At 66.0% G+C, this 20,319-nt stretch carries 11 protein-coding genes; all 11 read right to left on the bottom strand.

All coding sequences use genetic code 11. The annotated features are described in order from the left end of the window. Positions 1-58: 58 nt before the first annotated feature. Positions 59-1,114 (bottom strand): patatin-like phospholipase family protein, encoded by a 1,056-nt coding sequence (locus GGR45_RS09795; protein WP_175311453.1) that lies wholly within the window; start codon positions 1,112-1,114, stop codon positions 59-61. 52 nt (positions 1,115-1,166) lie between these two features. Further along, positions 1,167-3,077, bottom strand: a complete 1,911-nt coding sequence (locus GGR45_RS09790; RefSeq protein WP_175311452.1) for an alpha-L-fucosidase — start codon at positions 3,075-3,077, stop codon at positions 1,167-1,169. A 23-nt stretch (positions 3,078-3,100) separates the two neighbouring features. Next, on the bottom strand, positions 3,101-5,413 hold the full coding sequence (locus GGR45_RS09785) for a GH92 family glycosyl hydrolase (RefSeq protein ID WP_175311451.1): 2,313 nt from the start codon (positions 5,411-5,413) through the stop codon (positions 3,101-3,103). Further along, the gene (locus tag GGR45_RS09780; protein ID WP_175311450.1) at positions 5,410-6,834 is read right to left on the bottom strand and encodes a glycoside hydrolase family 125 protein; all 1,425 of its coding nucleotides are present in this window, start codon (positions 6,832-6,834) and stop codon (positions 5,410-5,412) included. The genes GGR45_RS09785 and GGR45_RS09780 overlap by 4 nt, the downstream gene beginning before the upstream one ends. Continuing rightward, the gene (locus tag GGR45_RS09775) at positions 6,831-9,347 is read right to left on the bottom strand and encodes a glycoside hydrolase family 3 C-terminal domain-containing protein (protein ID WP_175311449.1); all 2,517 of its coding nucleotides are present in this window, start codon (positions 9,345-9,347) and stop codon (positions 6,831-6,833) included. Before GGR45_RS09775 ends, GGR45_RS09780 begins: the two co-directional genes overlap by 4 nt. Next, complete coding sequence (locus tag GGR45_RS09770; protein WP_175311448.1) at positions 9,347-11,929, bottom strand: beta-mannosidase; 2,583 nt, start codon at positions 11,927-11,929, stop codon at positions 9,347-9,349. The genes GGR45_RS09775 and GGR45_RS09770 overlap by 1 nt, the downstream gene beginning before the upstream one ends. A 293-nt stretch (positions 11,930-12,222) precedes the next feature. Next, on the bottom strand, positions 12,223-13,227 hold the full coding sequence (locus GGR45_RS09765) for a DUF3667 domain-containing protein (protein ID WP_175311447.1): 1,005 nt from the start codon (positions 13,225-13,227) through the stop codon (positions 12,223-12,225). Between the two features lie 76 nt (positions 13,228-13,303). Next, positions 13,304-14,935 carry a Na+/H+ antiporter gene (locus tag GGR45_RS09760; RefSeq protein WP_175311446.1) on the bottom strand — a complete coding sequence of 544 codons (1,632 nt, stop codon included), beginning with the start codon at positions 14,933-14,935 and terminating at the stop codon, positions 13,304-13,306. A gap of 310 nt (positions 14,936-15,245) precedes the next feature. Further along, positions 15,246-16,274 (bottom strand): glycosyltransferase family 4 protein, encoded by a 1,029-nt coding sequence (locus tag GGR45_RS09755; protein ID WP_175311445.1) that lies wholly within the window; start codon positions 16,272-16,274, stop codon positions 15,246-15,248. Positions 16,275-16,292: 18 nt separating this feature from the next. After that, positions 16,293-17,180 (bottom strand): UDP-2,3-diacylglucosamine diphosphatase, encoded by an 888-nt coding sequence (locus tag GGR45_RS09750; protein WP_175311444.1) that lies wholly within the window; start codon positions 17,178-17,180, stop codon positions 16,293-16,295. A 290-nt stretch (positions 17,181-17,470) separates the two neighbouring features. Then, complete coding sequence (locus GGR45_RS09745) at positions 17,471-20,245, bottom strand: TonB-dependent receptor (RefSeq protein ID WP_246358137.1); 2,775 nt, start codon at positions 20,243-20,245, stop codon at positions 17,471-17,473. Between the last annotated feature and the right edge of the window lie 74 nt (positions 20,246-20,319).

Raw genomic sequence — 20,319 nt, 5'->3', positions numbered from 1 at the left:
TCTGCGCGCGCTCGCCGCCCGGATTGCTAAAAAGGCGGAAAGCACCGGCAAAGGCATGTCAGCGCCGCAGCATGTCCTCGGCCAATCCATGGAAAGACGACGCATGGCCGAGCATGTCGCGGTTCTCCTCCAGCCATTGTCCGGCCTGGGTTTGGCCCAGCGCGCGCAGATCCTGAAGCACCGACCAGCGGGTGTCGACCTTGCTCGTCCCCGAGCGTCCGGCCAGTTCGGGCGGCGGCGAGAGCAGGTGAAGGTTGACCCGGGCGATCGCTTGCATCCGGGGATCGCGCGAGGGTTCGGCGCGGGCGACATCCTGGATTTCGGACAGTGCGCGCAGATCGCGGCGGAGACAGGCATTGAAGCTGATGTCACTGACCCGGCGCATGACGTCGCCGACCGATCCGCCGACATCCTCGACGGTGAAGGGCGTGATCTGGACGATCACCAGATCCGTGGCGCCGATCGCTTCGGACAGCATCGGCTCCAGCGCGGGGTTGGCGGTAAAACCGCCGTCCCAATATTCCTCGCCTTCGATCTCGACCGCCGCGAACAACTCAGGGAGGCAGGCGGAGGCCATCAGTGCGTCGAGCGTCACGTTCTGGCCGGTGAACAGCCGTGCCGACCCGCTGGCGATATGGGTCGCCGCGACATAGAAGGGCAGCTGGGCCTGGCGGGCAAGCAGGTCCAGATCGATGCTCTCCTCGACCGCCCGGCGAAGCGCGCTCATGTCACGCACCCCCGGCAGGAAGGGCGCGACATAGCGGCTGGAGAGCTTGGCGATGTCCAGCGACTTGCGCAGCCACGGCTCGAAAAATGGCCCGCCTAGCGCCCCGACATCGAGCGGGGCGAGCGGCGACGCGTCGGCCACGTTTCCCCATAGCCGCTCCAGCGCCGCTTTCGCCCCGACCGCGCCTTGGGTCATATAACCCGATACGACCGCTGCGCCGTTGATCGCCCCGGCGCTGGCGCCGCTGACCCCGACAAGCTCTATGTTCTCATCCAGCAGGCGCTCGATCACGCCCCAGCCATAGGCGCCATGTGCGCCGCCGCCCTGAAGGGCCAGTGCGACGCGGGGGCGGTGCGGCCTCGCGGTGGGATCGTGACGGTCGGACATGCCATCCCCTTTGTGCGTAATCTATGCTGCAACGCACAAAGGGGCAGTTGGATCAGCGCTTGGTGAAGCCGCCGATACCAGCGATCGCCATTTTCGCGGCGGGCTTGGACATTTCCGCGAAGGTCAACCGCAGATAGCGGACCGGCCGCACACTGGTGAAGGGCAGGCGCTGGGTCGACAGCGCATAGGCGATGTTCGAGAACTCGCCGGCTCCCGCTGGCGTCCAGCTTTTCCCGTCCACGCTCGTTTCCACGACATAGCCGCGCGGCGGGGCGGCATCGACCATGACCTGGCGCGACGGCGTCAGGCTGAAGCCGGCGACGTCGCGGACCTGCCCCATATCGACGGTGACGCTGGCGGGCTTACCCGGCACCGGTGCGGGCTGCACCCATATGGTCTTGGCGTCATTGTCGAGCAGCTTTTCGGCGCCCGGCGCGGTGGCCGAGACGATTTTCCAATCGGTTGTCGCCAGCACCGTGGGATCGCTCGAAACGATGGCGGGAACGGGGACCGGCGCAACGCTCTTGAACAGCGAGACCTCGCTGATCGCCGGGCAGACCGGAGCGTCGACGATGCGCAGGCGGACGCGGCGCGCGGTGATCGGCTGGGGCAGGCGGATGATCCGTTGCGCGCTGATGCACTCATGCTCGGCGAGCTGCTGCCATGTGCCGTTCACCTCGGCATCGACCGCGAAGCGGGTGACGCGCACGCCCAGCGGCAGATATTCGCGGATGCGGATCAGGTCGAAGCTGCGGTTCGGCGGCAGATCGAGCGTCAGGCTGGGCGTGGTGACGCCGTCCGGCGCGGACCAATAGGTGTCGCGTTGGCCGTCCAGCACCCTGGCGGCCTCATACCCCTTGCCGCGCACATGACTGGCGCTCGCCACCGACCCTTGCGCCAGATCGGTCGCGAAGCTGGCGCGGATCGCATCGCCGAAGCTCTTCAGGATCTTTACGTCCTGGTCGGGAATGCGGCCGCGCCGGTCGGGCGGCAGGTTGAGGTTCATGTTGGTGCCGCGCGCGACCGAGGTGTCGAAATAGCCGACGAGATTCTCCGGGCTGCGGACCTTGGAGTCCTCGTCCGCGTGATAGAACCAGCCGGGCCGGATCGAGGTGTTGGTCTCGGCGGGCCACCAGAGCGGAGCGCCGCGCACGCCCGAATTGCCCTCCGACTGGACGTAAGGATGGTTGGGCATGGTCGGCCAGCAGGGATCGCCCGCAATCCCGTCCTCATTGCCGACCCAGCGAATGTCCGCGCCCAGCGGATCGAAGGTGCAGGCCATCGGCTGATACTGGTGGACCAGCGCGATGATCGAGGGCCAGTTATAATATTTGGGCGCGTCGATCTGCCGCGTCTCGCGCGCGCCGCCGTAATAGCCGTCGCCGCCATTGGCCCCATCGAACCAGAATTCGAACAGCTCGCCATAGCCGGTGCACAGCTCGACCACCTGTTTGCGGAAATAGTCGACATAGGACGGGCGGCCATAATCGGCGCGGTTGCGGTCCCAGGGCGAAAGATAGATGCCGAAGGCGAGCCCGGCGCGCTTGCAGGCGTCCGACATCTCGCGAACGATGTCGCCCTGGCCGTTCTTGTACGGCGAGTTGCGGATGCAATGCTCGGTCAGCTTCGTGGGCCACAGGCAGAAGCCGTCGTGATGCTTCGCCGTCAGGATGATGCCCTTGAGATTGCCCGCCTTGGCCGCGGCGACGATCTGGTCCGCGCTGAAATCGCTGGGATTGAACATCTTGGGGTCTTCATCGCCATAGCCCCATTCCTTATCGGTGAAGGTGTTCATGGCGAAGTGGATGAAGGCGTACTGCTCGCGCTGGTGCCAACGCCACTGCCGCGCCGAGGGGATCGCGCCATAAGGCGCGGGCGCCCCCGCCCCCTTTTGCGCGAAGGCGGGCGCGGCGGAGGCGACGAGCCCGGAGGCGATAACGGCGCGGCGGGAGAAATCGGTCATCTTGGGATCGGCTCCGGGAGGGATCAGGCGGGCTGGTGGTCGAAGGAGGGTGGCCGGTCCTTGGGATCGCGGCCGAAGGCGGGATTGGGCTTGGCCCCCATGGTGAAGGACAGGGTGCCGCCCTTCGCCAGCGTGGCATGGTCGATCCAGCTCTTCGTCCAGGGGCGACCGTTCCACGTCACCGACTGGACGTAGGGCGTGTCCGGGCCATTGCCCTTCGCCTCGACGACCAGCATCTTATTGCCGCCGACCGTCACCTGCGCCCGGTCGAACAGCGGACCACCAAAGACATAGGCGCCGCTGACCGGATCGACCGGATAGAAGCCGAGCGCGGAGAACAGGAACCACGCGCTCATCTGGCCGCAATCGTCATTGCCGATGATGCCGTCTGGCGCGTTCTTGTACATCTCGGTCAGCAGGCGGCGGACCATCCTCTGGGTTTTCCAAGGCGCGCCGACATAGGCGTAGAGATAGGCCGCATGCTGGTCCGGCTCGTTGCCATGCGCATATTGGCCGACCAGCCCCGAAATATCGGGCGGCGCATTCTTGGGCAGCGTCGAGGGCGCGGAGAACAGCTCATCCAGCTTGGCCTCGAACTTGGCATCGCCGCCCATGTGGCGGATCAGGCCGTAAATGTCGTGCTGGTTGAGGAAGGTCGCCTGCCAACCATTGGCCTCGGTATAGTCGCGCCACCAGGGCTTGGGCATGTGGCCGAGCTGGACGGGATCGTAATCCTTCCACCAGCTGCCGTCGTTGAAGCGCGGGCGGGCGAAGCCGATCGAGCCGTCGATGACGTTGCGCCAATTGCCCGAGCGCTTGAGCAGGCGATCGGCCTCCGCCGTTTTGCCGACGCGACGTGCGATGTGTGACGCGGCCCAGTCGTCATAGGCATATTCCTGGGTCCGGCTGACGCTTTCGAACCAGATATCGGCAGGGACATAGCCCTTGGCGTCGTACAGGTCGCGGCCCTTGCTATTGTCCATGTCGGGTGCGGAGAAGTCGAAGCTGCGCTTGGCGATGCCGGGCCAGGCGGCGGCATAGTCGGCGGGAATGCCCTTCACCATCGCCTCGGCCATGATCGGCGTGCCGTGCCAGCCGATCATCACGCCGGTCTCCTTGCCCTGCAGCGTCCAGACCGGCGGGCCATAGGCGCTCTGCTGGGTCTGGCGGATGATGTCGTCGACCAGCTTCTTGGCCTGGGCGGGCTGGGTCAGGATCAGCCAGGGGTGGAGCGCGCGGTACGTGTCCCAGGTGGAGAAGGTGCTGTAGGCGAACTGCCCGGCGGGGGCGGTGTGCACCTGACCGTCCAGCCCGACATAGCGCCCGTTCACGTCGGAGAAGAGCGTCGGCGCGACCAGCGTGTGGTAGTTGGCCGAGGCCATGATCGCCTGCTGGTCCGGCGTCCCGCCCTCGACCCGGACGCCGCCGAGCGTCTCGGCCCAGCGGGTCATGGCGGCGCGGCGGGTACGGTCGAAGTCCCAGTGCTTGGCCTCGGCCGCCAGGTTTGCCTTGGCCCCCGCCACATCGACCGCCGAGATTCCGCAGCGGATCAGCAAAGGCGCATCGCCCAGTTCGTCGAAGAACAGCGCGGCCTTCAACCGGTTGCCCTTGACGGCGGTGCCGTTCGCGGGCGCATCGCCATCGCCGTAAAGCTGGATGCGGGCAGGCTTTTTCGACAGCTGCATCGCAAAGAAGATGCGCCGCCCCTTGGCCCAGCGGAACACGCGGCGGGTGCCGGTGATCGTGCCGTCGGGCTCGATGGTCAACTCGGCATCGGTGATGAGCGGCTTGGCGTCGCTCTTATCGAGGACCAGATGCGACAGGTCGACCAGCACATGGCCCGGCCCCTTGGGGTAGGTGTAGCGGTGCCAGCCGGTCCGCTCGGTCACGGTGAGTTCGGCGAGGACACCGGACTCCAGCTTGACCCGGTAATAACCTGGTTCGGCCTGCTCGTCCGAATAACGCTGGCGATAGCCTTCATCCGGGTTGGATAGCGGTCCCGCGACCAGCTTCAGTTCGCCGCGCGTCGGCACGACCAGCACGTCCAGCATGTCGCCGATGCCGGTGCCCGACAAATGGGTATGGCTGAACCCCATGATCGAGCTGTCGCCGTGATGATAGCCCGAACAGGTGTCCCAACGCTCGACATCGGTGTCGGGGCTGAGCTGCACCATGCCGAAGGGCAGGACCGCGCCAGGATAGGTATGGCCGTCACCGCCCGTTCCGATGAACAGATTGGGGCGCGCGGCGGCCATGGGTACGGCGGCGCTGAGGCTGCCGATCGGCAGGCTGGCAAGCGCGGTTCCGGCGAGGAGTGAGCGGCGGGTCAAAATCATGCAAACGTCTCCCGCAGAACCTGCGGCCGGGTGGCTGCGACATGGACGACCAATTCGCCAAACAGGCCGTTGGCCCAGGCAAACCAGTCGCGTGTGAACTTGGTGGGATCGTCGATATCGACCCCTTCGTGGATGAAGCCCGTACCGCCCTGCGACCCGCGCAGCATGGACAGGCTGGCGCGAAGCAGCGCAGGGTCCGTCGAGGTCAGCGCGCGGACGATGACCGACATCGGCCAGACCTGGCCCGGCCCGGTATGCGGGCCGCCGATGCCGGTCAGCGCCTTGCCCTCGAAATACCAGGGATTGTCCTTGCTCCAGCACGCCGCGAGCGTCCGCTGCCACAGCGGATCGGTCGCATCGACGCAGCCGAGATAGGCCATGCCGGACAGCGAGGGGACGTTGGCGTCGTCCATGAAGACGGCATTGCCGTAACCATCCACCTCGAACGCCCAGACCCGCTCGCCGCTTGGCAGCGTCATGGTGCCGAACTGCTTCAGCGCAGCCTCGACCTCGGCGGCGAGCGCGGTGGCGTCCTGCGCCAGTGCAGGCTCACCGACCGCGTTCGACAGCGCGGCGAGTTCGCGCAACGTCGTCATCGCGAACAGATTGGCGGGGACGAACTGACCGTAGAGGCAGGCATCGTCGGACGGGCGGAAGCCCGAATGGATCATGCCGTTGGGCCGCGTGGGCAGGCCGGTACCGCGATAGAGCGTTTCGGTCGGCTCCGGCGCGGAGCGGCGGAAGCGGTAGGGGCCGGGGCCGTCCTTGCGCTGCTGCTCGCGGAAGGTCTTTACGATTGCCTGCGCGGAGGCTTTCCACTCGGCATCGAAGGGGGTGGTGTCGCCCGTCTCGCGCCAATAGCCATAGGCCAGCCGGATCGCGTAGCAGAGCGAACCGATCTCCCACTTCCGCTCGGCGACGCCGGGTTTCATTTCGGTGTCGTCGTGCAGCGCCCAGCTCAGGTTGGTCTTGGCGTTCGGGTCCTGCATGAAGGCGTTGGCATAGGGGTCGATCAGGATCGACCGTGCCTGCCGCCCGATCAGCCCGCGGAACAGCCGCCCCAGCGCCGGATCGCGCTTCACCAGATGCAGATAGGGCCGCAACTGCGCCGCCGAATCCCGCAGCCACAGGCAGGGAATGTCGCCGGTGATGACGAACGCATCGGGCTTGCCGCCGACCTCGCCCAGCGACAGCACCGTGGTGTCGAGCGTGTTCGGATAGCAGTTGCCGAACATCCAGCGCACCGTCGGGTCGGCGATCAACTTCGAAACACGCGTGATCTCCGCCTCGACCGCCTTGGACACGAAGCGCCGTTCGGCGACCGGTGGGCGCTTCGTAACCAGCGACGGGACAGCGGCGAAGGCGGGGGTGGCGGCCAACGCCGCGCCCCCCGCGATCAGTTCACGACGGTTCGGAGTCATTTCGGCAGGTCCTGCGCCGTGCCGGTCACGGTGAACTGGGTCCACTGGCCTGCGCCGTCACCCGGTTGGCCGCCGCCGATATAGAGCTTGTACGTGCCCGGCAGGATGCGGCGGGTGCCGTCGCGCCACACCTGGCTCATCAGGCGCGGATCGATGGTGAAGCGCGCCGTCCCTGCCTGACCGGGCTTGAGCGCGACACGGGTGAAGCCGACCAACTGGCGTTGCAGCACCGGGTCGGTCAGCACCAGTTTCTCGTCGGTGGCGGGCGGGACCAGATAGGCCTGAGTCACTTCCTCACCGGCGCGCTGGCCGATATTGCGCAGCTGCACCGCGACATCGACCGGCTGGCCGACCGCGACACTGGCGGTGACGGTCGGCTGGCCATAGTCGAACTTGGTATAGCTCAGGCCATGGCCGAAGCCCCAGGCGGGCTTGCCGGTGAAGTAGCGATAGGTCCGCTCCTTCATGCCGTAATCGGCGAAGGCGGGCAGGTCGGCGGTCGAGTGATAAATGGTGACGGGCAGGCGGCCCGACGGGTTCACGTCACCGGCCAGGATCTCGGCCAGCGCGGTGCCGCCCTCGGTGCCCGGATAGAAGGCCGCCAGCGTCGCGGCGGGCTTGAAGTCGCCCAGCGACACCGCCGAGCCGGATATGATGACCGCGACCACCGGCTTGCCGGTCGCCTGAAGCGCGGCGAGCAGATTGCGCTGCGGTTCGGGCAGGACGATTTCTGTGCGGTCGCCGCCCGCGAAACCGGGGACCGAGACGCCCAGCGCCTCGCCCTCCAGATCGGGCGACAGGCCGACCACCGCGATCAGCACGTCGGCGGTCCCGGCGACCTTCAAGGCTTCTGCGGTCAGCGCCTCGGCGGGGGGCAGCCATTGCAGGCGGAGGCCCTCGTCACCGCCCTTATGATCGATCTCGACGCGGATACGGCGCGGGGCCGATCCGTCGATCGTGGTTTCCAGTTTCTTGCCGCCGATCACATCGTCCACGACCAGCTGGTCGTCAATATAGAGCTTCACCGCGTCATGCGCGGGGCAGGCGTGCCAGCAGGCGGGACCGTCGAGCCGCAGCTTGTACTGACCCGGACCCGGCGGGGTCAGCGTGCCGGTCCAGCGACGCTGGAAGGGCGCGGTCTTGGTATAGTTGAAGTCGATACGGCGATCCTGACCGGCGGCGGTCCACTGGCCGTTCGCGCCCATCGTCTCGACGCCCAAGCCGGTCTTGCCGTTCGCCGACAGCGCGGTTTCGGGGACGCCGACGAACGCGCCCTCGGCCAGCACCGAGCCTTGCGCATAGCGGACATCGCGGCCGAACTTCGCGCGGATGCCGTCGAGCGGGGTGACGGGGTTGATCGCGGTGCCGTGATAATTGCCCTCCAGCACGCCCAGGTCATCCGCATCCGCGCCGAACACCGCGACCTTCTTGCCCTTGAGCGGCAGCATGTCGTTCGGATTGTCGAGCAGGATGATGCCCTTGCGCGCCGTCTCCAACGCCAGTGCGCGATGGGCGGCGCTGCCCACCTCGCTCGCCTTGATCCGGTTCCACGGCGAATTCACGGTCAGCATCCGCCGCACCGCCAGCGCGCGGGCCAGCGCGGTGTCGATCTCGCCCTCGGTAATCAGGCCGCGCTTCAACGCTTCGGGCAGTGCGCGATAGGTATTGCCGCAGTTGAGGTCGGTGCCCGCCCGCAGTGCCGCCGCCGCAGCAGCGGGCGCGTCGGGCTGGGCATGATGGAACATCCAGATATTGCCGACCGCATCGCAGTCCGACACGACGAGGCCGTTGAAACCCCAGTCGGTGCGCAGCCGCTGGGTCAGCAACATCGGGTTGGCGCAGACCGGCGTGCCGTGGATCGCGTTGTATGCGCACATCAGCGACAGCGCCTTGCCCTCGGTCACGGTCGCGCGGAAGGCGGGGAGGTAGGTCGCCTCCAGGTCGCGCGGGGACACCATCACATCGAAGCTGTCGCGCCCGCCCTCGGGGCCGGAGTGCACCGCCATATGCTTGACGGTGGCGATGACCTTCGGGTGCTTCAGGTCGGGACCCTGAAGACCACGCACGAAGGCGATGCCGATCCGGCTGGTGAGGAAGGGGTCCTCGCCATAGGTTTCCTGGCCACGGCCCCAGCGCGGATCGCGGAAGATGTTGATGTTGGGCGACCAGATGGTCAGGCCCTGATACAGGCCCCGATCGGCGTTCAGCGGCCGCGAATTGAACTTCGCCCGCGCTTCGACCGCGACGACATCGCCGACCTTCCAGATCAGATCGGTGTCCCAGGTCGCGGCCATGCCCATCGCCTGCGGGAAGACGGTCGACGGCCCGTTGCGCGCGATGCCGTGCAGCCCCTCGCTCCACCAGTCATAGGCGGGCAGGTTCAGCGCCGGCTCGGCCGGGGCCTCGTTGACCAGCTGCGCCGCCTTTTGCGCGATGGTCAGCTTCTGCGCCTCCGGGGGAAGCGCGGGGGTGGCGGCCTGACCGGCGGCGGCGAGGAGGAGAAAGGGGATCACTAGGCGTCCTTCGGACCGAGGGTGTAGATTTTGAGCTCGCGCGCCAGAGTGGCGGCGTCCGCGTCGCTCTGGATGGTGAGCGTGATGGTCTCGCCGGGCAACAGGTCGAAGCCGTCATCGGACGGTTCGGCGCCGATGATGCCGAAATTGACCTGTACCTGCCGCGCGATGTTGCGCGCGGTCAGCGTCAGCTGCTTGCCCGCCCAGCGCGCGGTGATACCCGGCACCGGGTAGAGCATGTCGCGCGGGACCTTTCGCTCGACGATCTGGCGCGCGATGACCTTGTCGCCGTCGAACAGTTCGGCGACGCCGTAGCTGCTCTCGGGCGCGGCCCCGGCGAACAGCGTCGCGTCGGGGATCGTCGCGACGTCGCTGGCGGACGCGGCGGCCATGGTCACGCTGCCCGATTGCGAGCCGAGCTTGCGGCCGTCCATGCCGTATCCGGTGACGCGCCAGCCGAGCGGCTTGGGCGCCGTGGCGTCGGACACCAGCGCGATCCGCGTGGCGCCGGGCTTGGTTTCCGCCACGATCGTCTGTGGCGCGAAGAAGCGGCGGACCTCATGCTGCAGCATCTTGTCATGCCCGGTCCAGTCGATGCTCGACCAGCTGATCGCGGGCCAGCTGTCGTTGAGCTGCCAGTAGAGCGAACCCAGCGTCACCGGGCGGCAGGCGCGATGGTGACGCGCGGCAAGTCCAATGGCGCGGGCCTGCATCGCCTGGGACAGATAGACCAGATCGGCGAAGTCGCGCGGGGTCCGGTAATATTGCTTCAGGTAGAAGGTGATGCGGTCATTGCCTTCGCCGGCCAGGAACTTCTGGTGCGCCTTCATCACCGGGCTGTCGATGCGGAAGTCCGCCGGGTCGGCAAAGGTCGCGATGGTCGACAGGTCCGGGAAGGCCTGGAAGCCATATTCCGACATGAAGCGCGGGCAGCTATCCGTGTAGCGCTCGATCGGCTTGGAGCCCGACCAGACATCCCAGAAATGGCGGTCGCCGTCCTTGTCGGTGTCGGTCGGCCCCTCATAGTCGGTCGAGGGCGATCCGGGCCAATAGGGGATGCCGGGCGAATTCTTGATGACGGCATCGCGCAGCACGCGGTCGAACAGCACGGCCATGCCGGTGCCGATCCGCTCCTGCTCGTCGGGGCCGACCGCCTTTTTGAACGCCTTGCGATCCGACCAGTTTTCCCAGCCCGACAGCACTTCGTTATTGCCCGCCCAGATGACCAGCGAGGGATGCGATTGCAGGCGGGCGACCTGTTCCTCGGCCTCGATACGGACGTTCTCGCGGAACTGGGCATCGGGGGGCGTGACCGCGCCGCCGAACATGAAGTCCTGCCACACCATCAGGCCCAGCTCGTCGGCGGCGTCGTAGAAGCTGTGCTCGGGATAATAGCCGCCGCCCCAGATGCGGACCATGTTCATGTTCGCGGCCGCCGCCTTCTCCAGCAACTGGCGCTCGGCCGTAGGCGATACGCGCGACGGGAAGGCATCGAACGGGATGACGTTGGTCCCCTTGGCGAAGATGACGTTGCCGTTGATCTTCAGCCCGAAGCTGCCGTCCTTGCGGACGAGTTCGACGGTGCGCAGGCCGGTGCGCTTCTCAACCGCGTCTGCGCCCGCCAGCGCCGCGTTCACGGTGTAGAGCGGATGCGCGCCAAAGCCGATCGGCTGCCAGCGCTGTGGGCGGGTGATCGCGACGGGGACGACGACATCGTTCTCGCCCGGCTGGAGCGCGACGTCGCGGCGGACGCGGATGCGCTTACCGTCGGGGCCAGTGACCGTCACGTCCATGCGGCCGGTCTGCGCTCGGTCGGCAACGATCGAGGCACGGGCGAGGATGCGCGCCTCGGCATCGGTCAGCGCTTCCTGCTCGATGCGCAGCTTGTCGATGCGCGCGGCGTCCCACGCCTCCAGACGGGCGGGGCGCCAGATGCCGATATCGACGATGCGCGGTGCCCAATCCCACCCGTACTGGTATTTGGGCTTGCGGATATAGGGCGAGGTCTGCTTGCCCTTCGGCTCGTCGCCATAGGGCGAGTCATATTCGCCGGGCAGCGGGTTCTTTTCGGCCAGCACCATCGGCTGGAGCGTCTTGATCGGCGAGGCGAAGGTGACGACGATCTCGTTCGCGCCTGCCTTCAGCAGCGGCTTGGCATCGGCGCGCCAGCGGCGATGGGCGTTGTCCGCCGACAACAGGCGCCGGCCGTTGACCGTGACGGTCGCAAAGGTGTCCAGCCCGTCGAACACTAGGTCGAGGTGATCGCGGCGCAGCATCTCGGGCGTCACGTCCAGGTTGGTGCGATATTGCCACCCGGTCAGGCCCGCCCATTGGATCGGTGCCTCGTTCGCGCCCTTATAGGGGTCGGGGACCAGATGCGCGGCGATCAGATCCTGCTGGACGCTGCCCGGCACCGACGCGGTCAGCCAGTTCGCCGCCTGGGGATGCGCGCGCGCGGCGTCGACATCCTTCGGATCGATCCGCACCTGCCAGCGGTCGAGCGTCGCCACCGTCTTGGGCGCGGCCAGCGCAGGCACAGGAAGGGCGAGCGCGGCCAGGATCAGACCGAGACGATGTTTCACAGCGATTTCCCCGAAAACGGCATCGCTGCGTCAGGGCGGAACGCCCCCACGCAGGATACAGGATTATGGCGTCGAACAGGATCGGGCGTGCGGGGCGGACGCGTGACGATGGCAGGGCAGGTCCCCGATAGTGCCAGGCTCATTCTCGCCATCCGTCACCCCCGTCATCCACCGGCTTGTCGTGCGCCGGTATTCTCATGGTATGTTTTGGTATCATGGCGTGGTGAACCGGGGGCGTCCACCCATTTTCTGGGGTCGAGCCTACCGCGCCAAGCCTGCAATGGATTGGTGGGTCAATGCGCTATGCCCAGCGCCAGCAGGCCGATGATCCAGATCAACAGCACGGTCGCCGCCATGACCGAGACGATCAGGGTCATCAGCAGCCCGGATATCACGCCCAAATGATAGGCGCCGCGAATCTGGAGAAATAGATGCACCGGAAAGGCGAGCATCAACAGAGCAACGCCGTTCAGATGGGCCAGCTTCGTCCACAGGATCATCACGACCATCAGCAGGCTGACGAAGCTGAGCGAATAGGTGACGAACACCGCATGGTCGAACATCGCCAACCCACGCTTCCACAGGAAGAACAGCCGCATGAACGGCATCGACAACAGGATCAGCGCCCAGGAGAATTTATAGCCGTTCGCCTCCATCTTGAAGAGGAGGAATTCGGGGTCGCGAATGGCATGGGCGATCTTGGCGTCGAGCGATTTCCAGCCGGTGATGACCTGTTCCTGATGCTCGCCATGGCCGGAGCCCGTTTCTGCCCCGCCGCCCAGCGCCATCGCGGTGAAGTCGATGCTACGCTTCTGCTCGACCAGCTTTGCTCGCTCGGCATCGAGCGTGGCGGTGTTGCGGCCGGTCGCGACAGCTGCGGTGCGCTCGCGGTCTATCCCTGCGATACGCTGGTCGACCTTTGCGACTTCGGCGCGCAGCTCCATCGCGGCATCCTGGGTGCCGGGGGGATGGAAGGTGCCGAACCCGCCGAGTACCGAATAGGCGACGTAGAGCAGAAAGACGCTGAACAGATACAGAGCCAGCGGCGACAGGAAACGCCGCCGCTCGCCCGCGATATAGCGACGGGTCAGCTCGCCGGGGCGGGTGACGAGCATGGCCATCGTCCGCCATACCTGCCCCTCGATATGCAGGACGCCGTGGCTGAAATCATGCCACCACGCGCCGAGCGTGCGGTGGATGTGCGACGACTGGCCGCAGCTATGGCAATAATGGCCGACCAGCGAAGTCCCGCAATTCAGACAGGTTTTCGCGTCTTCTCCCGGAAATCCGACCTGCACCTTGCCCCCTTTGTCGATGCCATCCCCATGGACGAAACACGACAATTCGCGATCTGGCGCAAGACCAAAGATGGGTTCAGCTCTGGGCTGACAGGCGGGTGTCGACCAGATCGAGTTCGCGGCCCAACCGCTGCGCCGTGTCGGATCCGATCGCACGGCTGTTGAGCAGGTCGAACACGACCCGCCGCTCGGCCCGGATCGCGGCCAGTCGCATCCGGCGCTCCACGTCCTCGAACCGGCGGGCATCAGAGTCGAAGTCGCCCTCCAGCGTGTCGATCCGGCTGCGATAGCCGTCCATCAGGCGCGAGGCGATCTCGACATATTGGTCGGCATCGTCACGCCCTTCGGCCATTTCGTGCTGGAGCCGCTCCAGCTCGGCGATGGCGGCCTTGGCAGCGGCGACGCGGGTATGGTCCAACTCGCTCATGCCGTCCTGAACGGGCAGGGCGAGACCGCGCAACAGCAGCGGCAGGGTCAGGCTGGCGATGACCAGCGAAGACAGAATGACGCCGCACGCCAGGAAGATGACCAGATCGCGTGCCGGAAATGGCGTGCCGTCGCCCAGCGTCAGCGGCAGGGTCAGCGCACCGGCCAGCGTGATCGCCCCGCGCGCGCCTGCCACCGACATGGCGGTGATGACCCGGCGCGGCGGGCTGGCCCGGCCCGGCGTCCCGCGCTGCCGGAACAGGGTCAGCCGCAGCGCAACCCAAGTCCAGGCGAAGCGCAGTGCCCCCAGCCCGGCGACGATCGCCAGCACATAAAGGCCCAACCACCATAGCGAGGCGTGGCCGGTCAGCATGACCGTGGCCCGCGCGCCCGCGAACACCTGCGGCAGCTGCTCGCCCAGCAGTACGAAGATGATGCCGTTCAGCGTGAATTGCAGCATGTCCCAGACTGCCTGGCGCCGGATGCGGGTCGCGGCCTTCACCCCGGACGAAACATTGGTGAAGGACATGGCGATACCCGCCGCCGCCGCCGCCAGCACGCCCGAGCTTTCGACATGCTCGGCAACCAGATAGGCCGCAAACGGGATCAGCAGGCTGACCAGGATGTTCGATCCGCTGTCATCGCCGAAACGCCGGGCGAACAGGCTCTTGGCGGTGATCGTGCCCCAGGCGATGGCGACGCCCAGCCCGACGCCGGAAACCGCCATCCATGCAAACGTCATTCCGGCATGGGTCAGCGAAAAGGCCCCGGTCAGCGCGGCGGCGACCGCGAAGCGCAGGCAGACCAGACCCGAGGCATCGTTGAGCAGCGATTCGCCCTCCAGGATGTGCATCATCCGCTTGGGGATCGGCACCTTCTGCGCGATGGCGGACACCGCGATCGGGTCGGTCGGCGACACCACGGCCGCCAGCGCGAAGGCGACCGCATAGGGCATGGCCGGGATCATCCAGTGGATGAACAGCCCCATGCCCAGCACCGTCAGGAACACCAGGCCCAGCGCCAGCCCTAGGATTGCGCCCGCGTCGCGAAACAACTCGTCCTTCGGAATGCGCCAGCCGTCGAGGAACAGGAGCGGCGGCACGAAGAGCAGGAAGAAAATCTCCGGGTCCAGTTCGACTCTGATCTGTGCGATCCCGCCCAGCACCGCGCCGAGCGCGATCTGGACAAGCGGGCGGGGCAGCGCTGAGGGCAACAGGCGGGATACGACCCCGCTCAACACCACGGCGAGGAGCAGAAAGAGGCTAAGCGTTACGATGTCCAATCGGGGACCTTTCGGGTGCAGCGGTTGGAGTGGCCGTGGCGACAAGGCGGCACGACCGGCATATCAGCGACTGGCGAGGGGCAAGGCCGATGCGAATCGCGCGAAGCTGCAGCATGACATGTGGGGCAAGGGGCGTTCAACCCGTTCAACAAGTTTTGTCGGTTGATCTGCGTGAAACCGATCCTCCCCGGCACGGGGAGGGGACCGCCGCAAAGCGGTGGTGGAGGGGGGATGGCCGCACGGGACGTCCTCTGTGGAAGCTTCCTTCCGTCAGCGCTACGCGCTGCCACCTCCCCGTATCGGGGAGGATCTATGCCGCCGCTTTCAGGTTCCGGTCCATCGGGGCGAGGGCGGAGAGGAATTGCTCCGCGCTGGCTCGCCATGAAAAGCCCTGCCCGTAGGCCGCGCAAGTGCCACGATCGAGTATCAGCGCAGCCGCGATCGCCCGGTCCAGCGCCTCGTCCATCACGCCGACTTCGGAGGCAAGCACATCAATCGGCCCCTGTACCGGCAGCGCGGCGACCGGCGTGCCGCAGGCCAGCGCCTCGATCATCACCAGACCGAACGTATCGGTTCGGCTGGGGAACACAAATACGTCCGCCGCGCGGTAGATGGCGGCCAAGTCCTCACCGAACTTTGCGCCCAGAAAGTGGACGTCGGGATAGTGTTCCGCCAGCGCCGCGCGGGCCGGGCCGTCGCCGACCACGACCTTGGTTCCGGGCGTGCGTGTATTCAGAAAGGCGGCGATGTTCTTCTCGACCGCGACGCGGCCTGCATAAAGCTGAACCGGGCCGGGCAGTCCGGCGACCATCGCATCGCGCCGCCCTTCGGGGCGGAATAGCGCGGTGTCGACGCCGCGGCCCCAATGCCGGTTCTGCGGCAGGCCATGTGACGCCAGGGTTGCGGCCACGCTGGGCGTCGAGGCCAGGATCGCGGCGGAGGGCGCGTGAAACCAGCGGACATAGCGCCAGACGAATTCGGGGCTGACCGCCTTCACCCGCGCCGCCACATAGTCGGGGAACTGGGTGTGATAGGCGGTGGTGAAGGGCAGGCCATGGCCCAGGCACCAGCGCCGCGCGAGCAGGCCAAGCGGGCCTTCGGTGGCGATATGGACAGCATCGGGCGCAAACCCGCTCAGCGCCCGCCCGACTGCACCGGGGGCGGGCAGGGCGAGGCGGATTTCGGGATAGGTCGGGCAGGGGACCGAGGCGAACAGCTCGGGCGACAAGACGTTGACCGTATGGCCCATCGCGCGCAGCTCGGCGGTCACCGATTGCAGGGTGCGAACCACGCCGTTGACCTGGGGGCTCCAGGCGTCAGTAACGATCGCGATCTGCATGACCTTGATCCTTTCGCGTCAGGCGGCGATGGCGGCGGCGACGATCGGCTTGCTCCGCCGCGCTTCCATCTCGTCGCCCCAGTGCAGTATTTCCATCGTCCCGTCGAAATGTTCGACCAGCGCGGTGCAGCCCTCCACCCAGTCGCCGTCATTATAATAAGTGACGCCGCCGATCTCGCGGATTTCGGCGGTGTGGATATGGCCGCATACCACGCCATCGACGCCGCGTGCGCCCGCCGCATGGGCGACGACTTCCTCGAAATGCGAGATGAAGGCGACGGCGTTCTTCACCTTGGCCTTGGCATGTTTGGACAGCGACCAATAGGGGCGCTTCATCCACCGCCGGACGATGTTCACCCAGCGGTTCACCTCCATCAGCGCGGTGTAGGCGAAGTCGCCGACATGGGCGAGCCAGCGATGCGCCAGCGTGATCGCGTCGAACTCGTCGCCGTGCAGGATGAGAAGGCGGCGGCCGTCCGCCGTCTCATGGATCGCCTTGCGACAGATGGCGATGCCGCCGAAATCCATGCCGGTGAACTGGCGGAAGATCTCGTCATGGTTGCCGGGGATATAAACGACGCGCGTGCCGCGCTTGGCACGCTTCAGCAGGCGCCAGACCACGTCGTTATGCGCGGCGGGCCAGTAGAATTTCTTCTTCAGCCGCCAGCCGTCGATCATGTCGCCGACCAGATACATGGTCTCGCTGTCGACATGATCCAGAAAGTCGATCAGCATTTCCGCATTGCAGCCGCGCGTGCCGAGATGGACGTCCGAAATCCAGATGGTTCGATAGCGGCGGCGCTCATGGCCTTCCGGCTCCGGCGTCACCGGCGCGCGGGGGATGAAGTCGAGGATGGCGGCGTCTTCGTGTAGCGAGCCCTCGATCGGAATGCTGGTCATCGGCATCGTCGGTACCCCACGCTTGGCGTTCCGGATGGCATAGGCGTCATCTGTTACGCCTGCGTCGCAGATCGGTGACAGGCGCGCAGCATTTCGGTGACTCCTTGAAGTCACCGGACCTGAACAGCCCGCCGATCCGTGGGAGCGGCGGGCTGTTCGATAACCTTCGTGTGTCTCACGCCCCTCCCGAAGGCGGGAGGGGATGGGGGAGGGCAAGCCGCAAGTGCCAGTCTCGGTGAGACTCCATGCCCTCCCCTCGGTCCCCTCCCGCTTGCGGGAGGGGATGCAGAAGGCGCTTAGAAACGCACCGCGACCGAGGCGGCATAGGTCCGGCCGTTCTTGTAGAAGGCGGTCGGGCGATCGCGCGTCGCGTTATACTGGTAATAGGTCTCGTCGAGCAGGTTCTGTGCGTTGACGCTCAGCGTGATCTCCTTGGTCAAGTTCACACCCGCCGAGAAGTCCAACTGGCTGTACGGCGCCACCATTTCGCGCGAGTTCAGACGACCGATGGTGCGGAAATAGCTCGAACGATAATTATAGCTCAGGCGCGCCTGGAAGATCCCGCTTTCGAAATAGGGGATCACATTGACGGTGTGCCGCGACAGATAGGGCAGGTTCAGTTCCGCACCGCTCGAGTCAACCGACGAGGTCGAGCTGTCCTGGTACGAATAATTCGCCTGGATGCCGAAGCCGCCCCAGATTTCGGTCTGCCCCGACACCAGCGCACCGTTGACCTTCGCCTTGCCGCCGTTGATCGGCTGGTTGACGTTATAGGTCGTCAGGCGGTTCTGCAGCGAGTTGAAGAACACGGCATTGGTGCGCGTGTTGATGATGTAGTTCGAGATGTCGCGACGGAAGAGTTCGACCGCGATCAGCGAGCCTGCGCGCGGATACCATTCCGCCGTGAGTTCGTAGTTGGTCGACTCATAGGGCTTCAGGTTCGGGTTGCCGCCACCGCCATCGAGCGTGATGTCGTTGAGCGAGGTCGCGGCCGCCAGATCCTGATAGCGCGGGCGCGAGATCACCCGTGCGACCGAGCCGCGTACCAGGAACTCCGGCGTGATCGAATAGGCGATGTTCACGCTGGGCAGGAACTTCAGATAATCGGTGGTAGTGGTGGTCGGCACCGGCACCGGGTTCACCGTGTTGGCCAGCGTCACCGCATAGTTGGACTTGTCGCGGGTATAGACCAGGCGACCGCCGATATTGCCGCGCAGGCCACCTTCTTGGAAATTGGCCTGGACATAGGACGCGACGACCGTCTCGCGCACCTTGGTCGACGCGCCGATCTTGTTGACCAGCGGGCTGTTGATCGAATTCGCGAGAATGTCGATCACCGCCTGCTCGGGCAGGTTCAGATACTGGGTCGCATTGCCCATGCCGCCGCTGCCGTCGAAGACGCCGCCCGGCGTGACGAGGGTGGTGACGCCCAGCTGGTTGGCGGTCTGCGAGCTGGTCTTGTAGGTGTTGATACCGCGACCATCCACACGGTTGACATGGTCGGTCACGCGGCTGCCGATCAGGATCTGCTTGAACGGACCGAACTCGACCGGGATGGTGGCGTCATAGCCGCCGAAGATGTCGCGGTCGGTGGTGACGCTATAGTCCAAGCCGCCGATCTGCGCGCCGATCAGCTGCTGGCCGTTGACGACGACCGGACGGCCTTCGATCTGCGCCGGATTGTTGTTCGGGTTGGTGAAATAGTTGGCCGGGTTGGTCAGATCGCCCGTGAAGTTCACCGTCGCCGAGGTCGGGGTGAAGGCATAGTTGAACGGCAGCTTGGTCTGCACGTTGAACAGATATTCGGGATTGCGCCCGCCGGTCGCCTTCGACCAGCCGCCCGCGAAGCTGATCTTCGCGCCGTCATCGCCTTCCCAATCGGCGAAGAAGTTGAGGTTGTCGGTTTTCAGCTTGGTCTTGCGGACCAGCGTGTCGAGCTGGGCCGACTGGCTCGGCGCGGCGGCGAAGCTGGCCGAGTTGACCACGCCGTTGGCGACATTGGCAGTCTGCAACACGCTGCCGGTCCAGGCGACCGGAATGGTGTACATCGACTGGCTGTAGTTGTTGTAATTGCCGTCGATGTGCAGCCCGTTCAGGGTCAGCGTCAGGTTCGAGGCCGGGCGATACTGCACGGTGCCCGACACGCTGGCGCGCTCGCGGGTCTGCTGGAAATAGGCATAGTTGATGCCGAAGGGGGCGACCGCACTGATGAGGTCGTTCTTGGTGCCGCCGGTGACGGTGGCGTTCGGGTTGAGCAGGATGCCCTGGCCCGACGCGTCACGGCGCACGGAGCCGTCGGCGTTCTTCTGGAAGAAGTCGGCGCCGCTCTGATAACCGAAGAACTCGACGCCCGCGCGGGTCAACGCCTGCTTGTCATAGGTCGCGGCGACCAGAAAGCCGAAATTGTCCGCTTCATTATGCCAGCTGTACAGACCCGAACCGCGGATATTCCCCTTCTCGGAACGGTCATTGTACGTATAGCCGCCGGAGGCGAAGATCGAATTGGGCTTCAGGTCGAGCGGACGACGGGTGCGCACGATGACGGTGCCGCCCAGGCTGCCTTCCTCGATGCGCGGTTCCGGCGACTTGTAGACTTCGAGCCGGTCGACCAGTTCGGGGGCGAGCAGCGAATAGTTGAAGGTGCGGCTGGACGGATCATTGTCGTTGCCGCCCCAATCGGCCGAGGCGAGCGCATGGCCGTCGAGCAGCATGCGGTTCAGCGCGGGGTCGGTGCCGAGAATGGCGACCTTTTCGCCCTCGCCGAAGCGGCGGTCGATGCTGACGCCCGGAATGTGTGACAGCGATTCCGCGACATTGCGGTCGGGGAATTTGCCCACGTCTTCGGCGGTGATCACGTCGACGACGGCATTGGCCTCGCGCTTGACGTTGATCGCGTTGCGCAGGCTGGAGCGGATGCCGGTGACGACGATGTCGCCGCTATCGGCCTGGTCGCTGCCCGAAGCGGTCTGCGCGGGCGCGTCAGCCGGCTGATTCGGCGCCTGCGCAAAGGCTGTGCCGTGAACCCCGGCGAGCGCGGTCGCCGTCAGGATCATGCTGCGGAAGCTCAACATGTTCAAATCCCCCAAAATATTCCCCGCTCCACCGGGCGTCCCCTTATGATTGGTTATGGGGTGGCTGGTGGTAT

This window comes from Sphingomonas zeae (assembly GCF_014197135.1).
In the GTDB taxonomy this organism is placed as follows: Bacteria; Pseudomonadota; Alphaproteobacteria; order Sphingomonadales; family Sphingomonadaceae; genus Sphingomonas; species Sphingomonas zeae.
This window is presented reverse-complemented; position numbering and strand designations above follow the sequence as displayed.

Coding starts and splice junctions, on each gene's coding strand:
- GGR45_RS09795 (WP_175311453.1), bottom strand. CDS start 1,114: ATGTCCGACCGTCACGATCCCACCGCGAGGCCGCACCGCCCCCGCGTC.
- GGR45_RS09790 (WP_175311452.1), bottom strand. CDS start 3,077: ATGACCGATTTCTCCCGCCGCGCCGTTATCGCCTCCGGGCTCGTCGCC.
- GGR45_RS09785 (WP_175311451.1), bottom strand. CDS start 5,413: ATGATTTTGACCCGCCGCTCACTCCTCGCCGGAACCGCGCTTGCCAGC.
- GGR45_RS09780 (WP_175311450.1), bottom strand. CDS start 6,834: ATGACTCCGAACCGTCGTGAACTGATCGCGGGGGGCGCGGCGTTGGCC.
- GGR45_RS09755 (WP_175311445.1), bottom strand. CDS start 16,274: ATGCAGATCGCGATCGTTACTGACGCCTGGAGCCCCCAGGTCAACGGC.
- GGR45_RS09750 (WP_175311444.1), bottom strand. CDS start 17,180: ATGCCGATGACCAGCATTCCGATCGAGGGCTCGCTACACGAAGACGCC.
- GGR45_RS09745 (WP_246358137.1), bottom strand. CDS start 20,245: ATGTTGAGCTTCCGCAGCATGATCCTGACGGCGACCGCGCTCGCCGGG.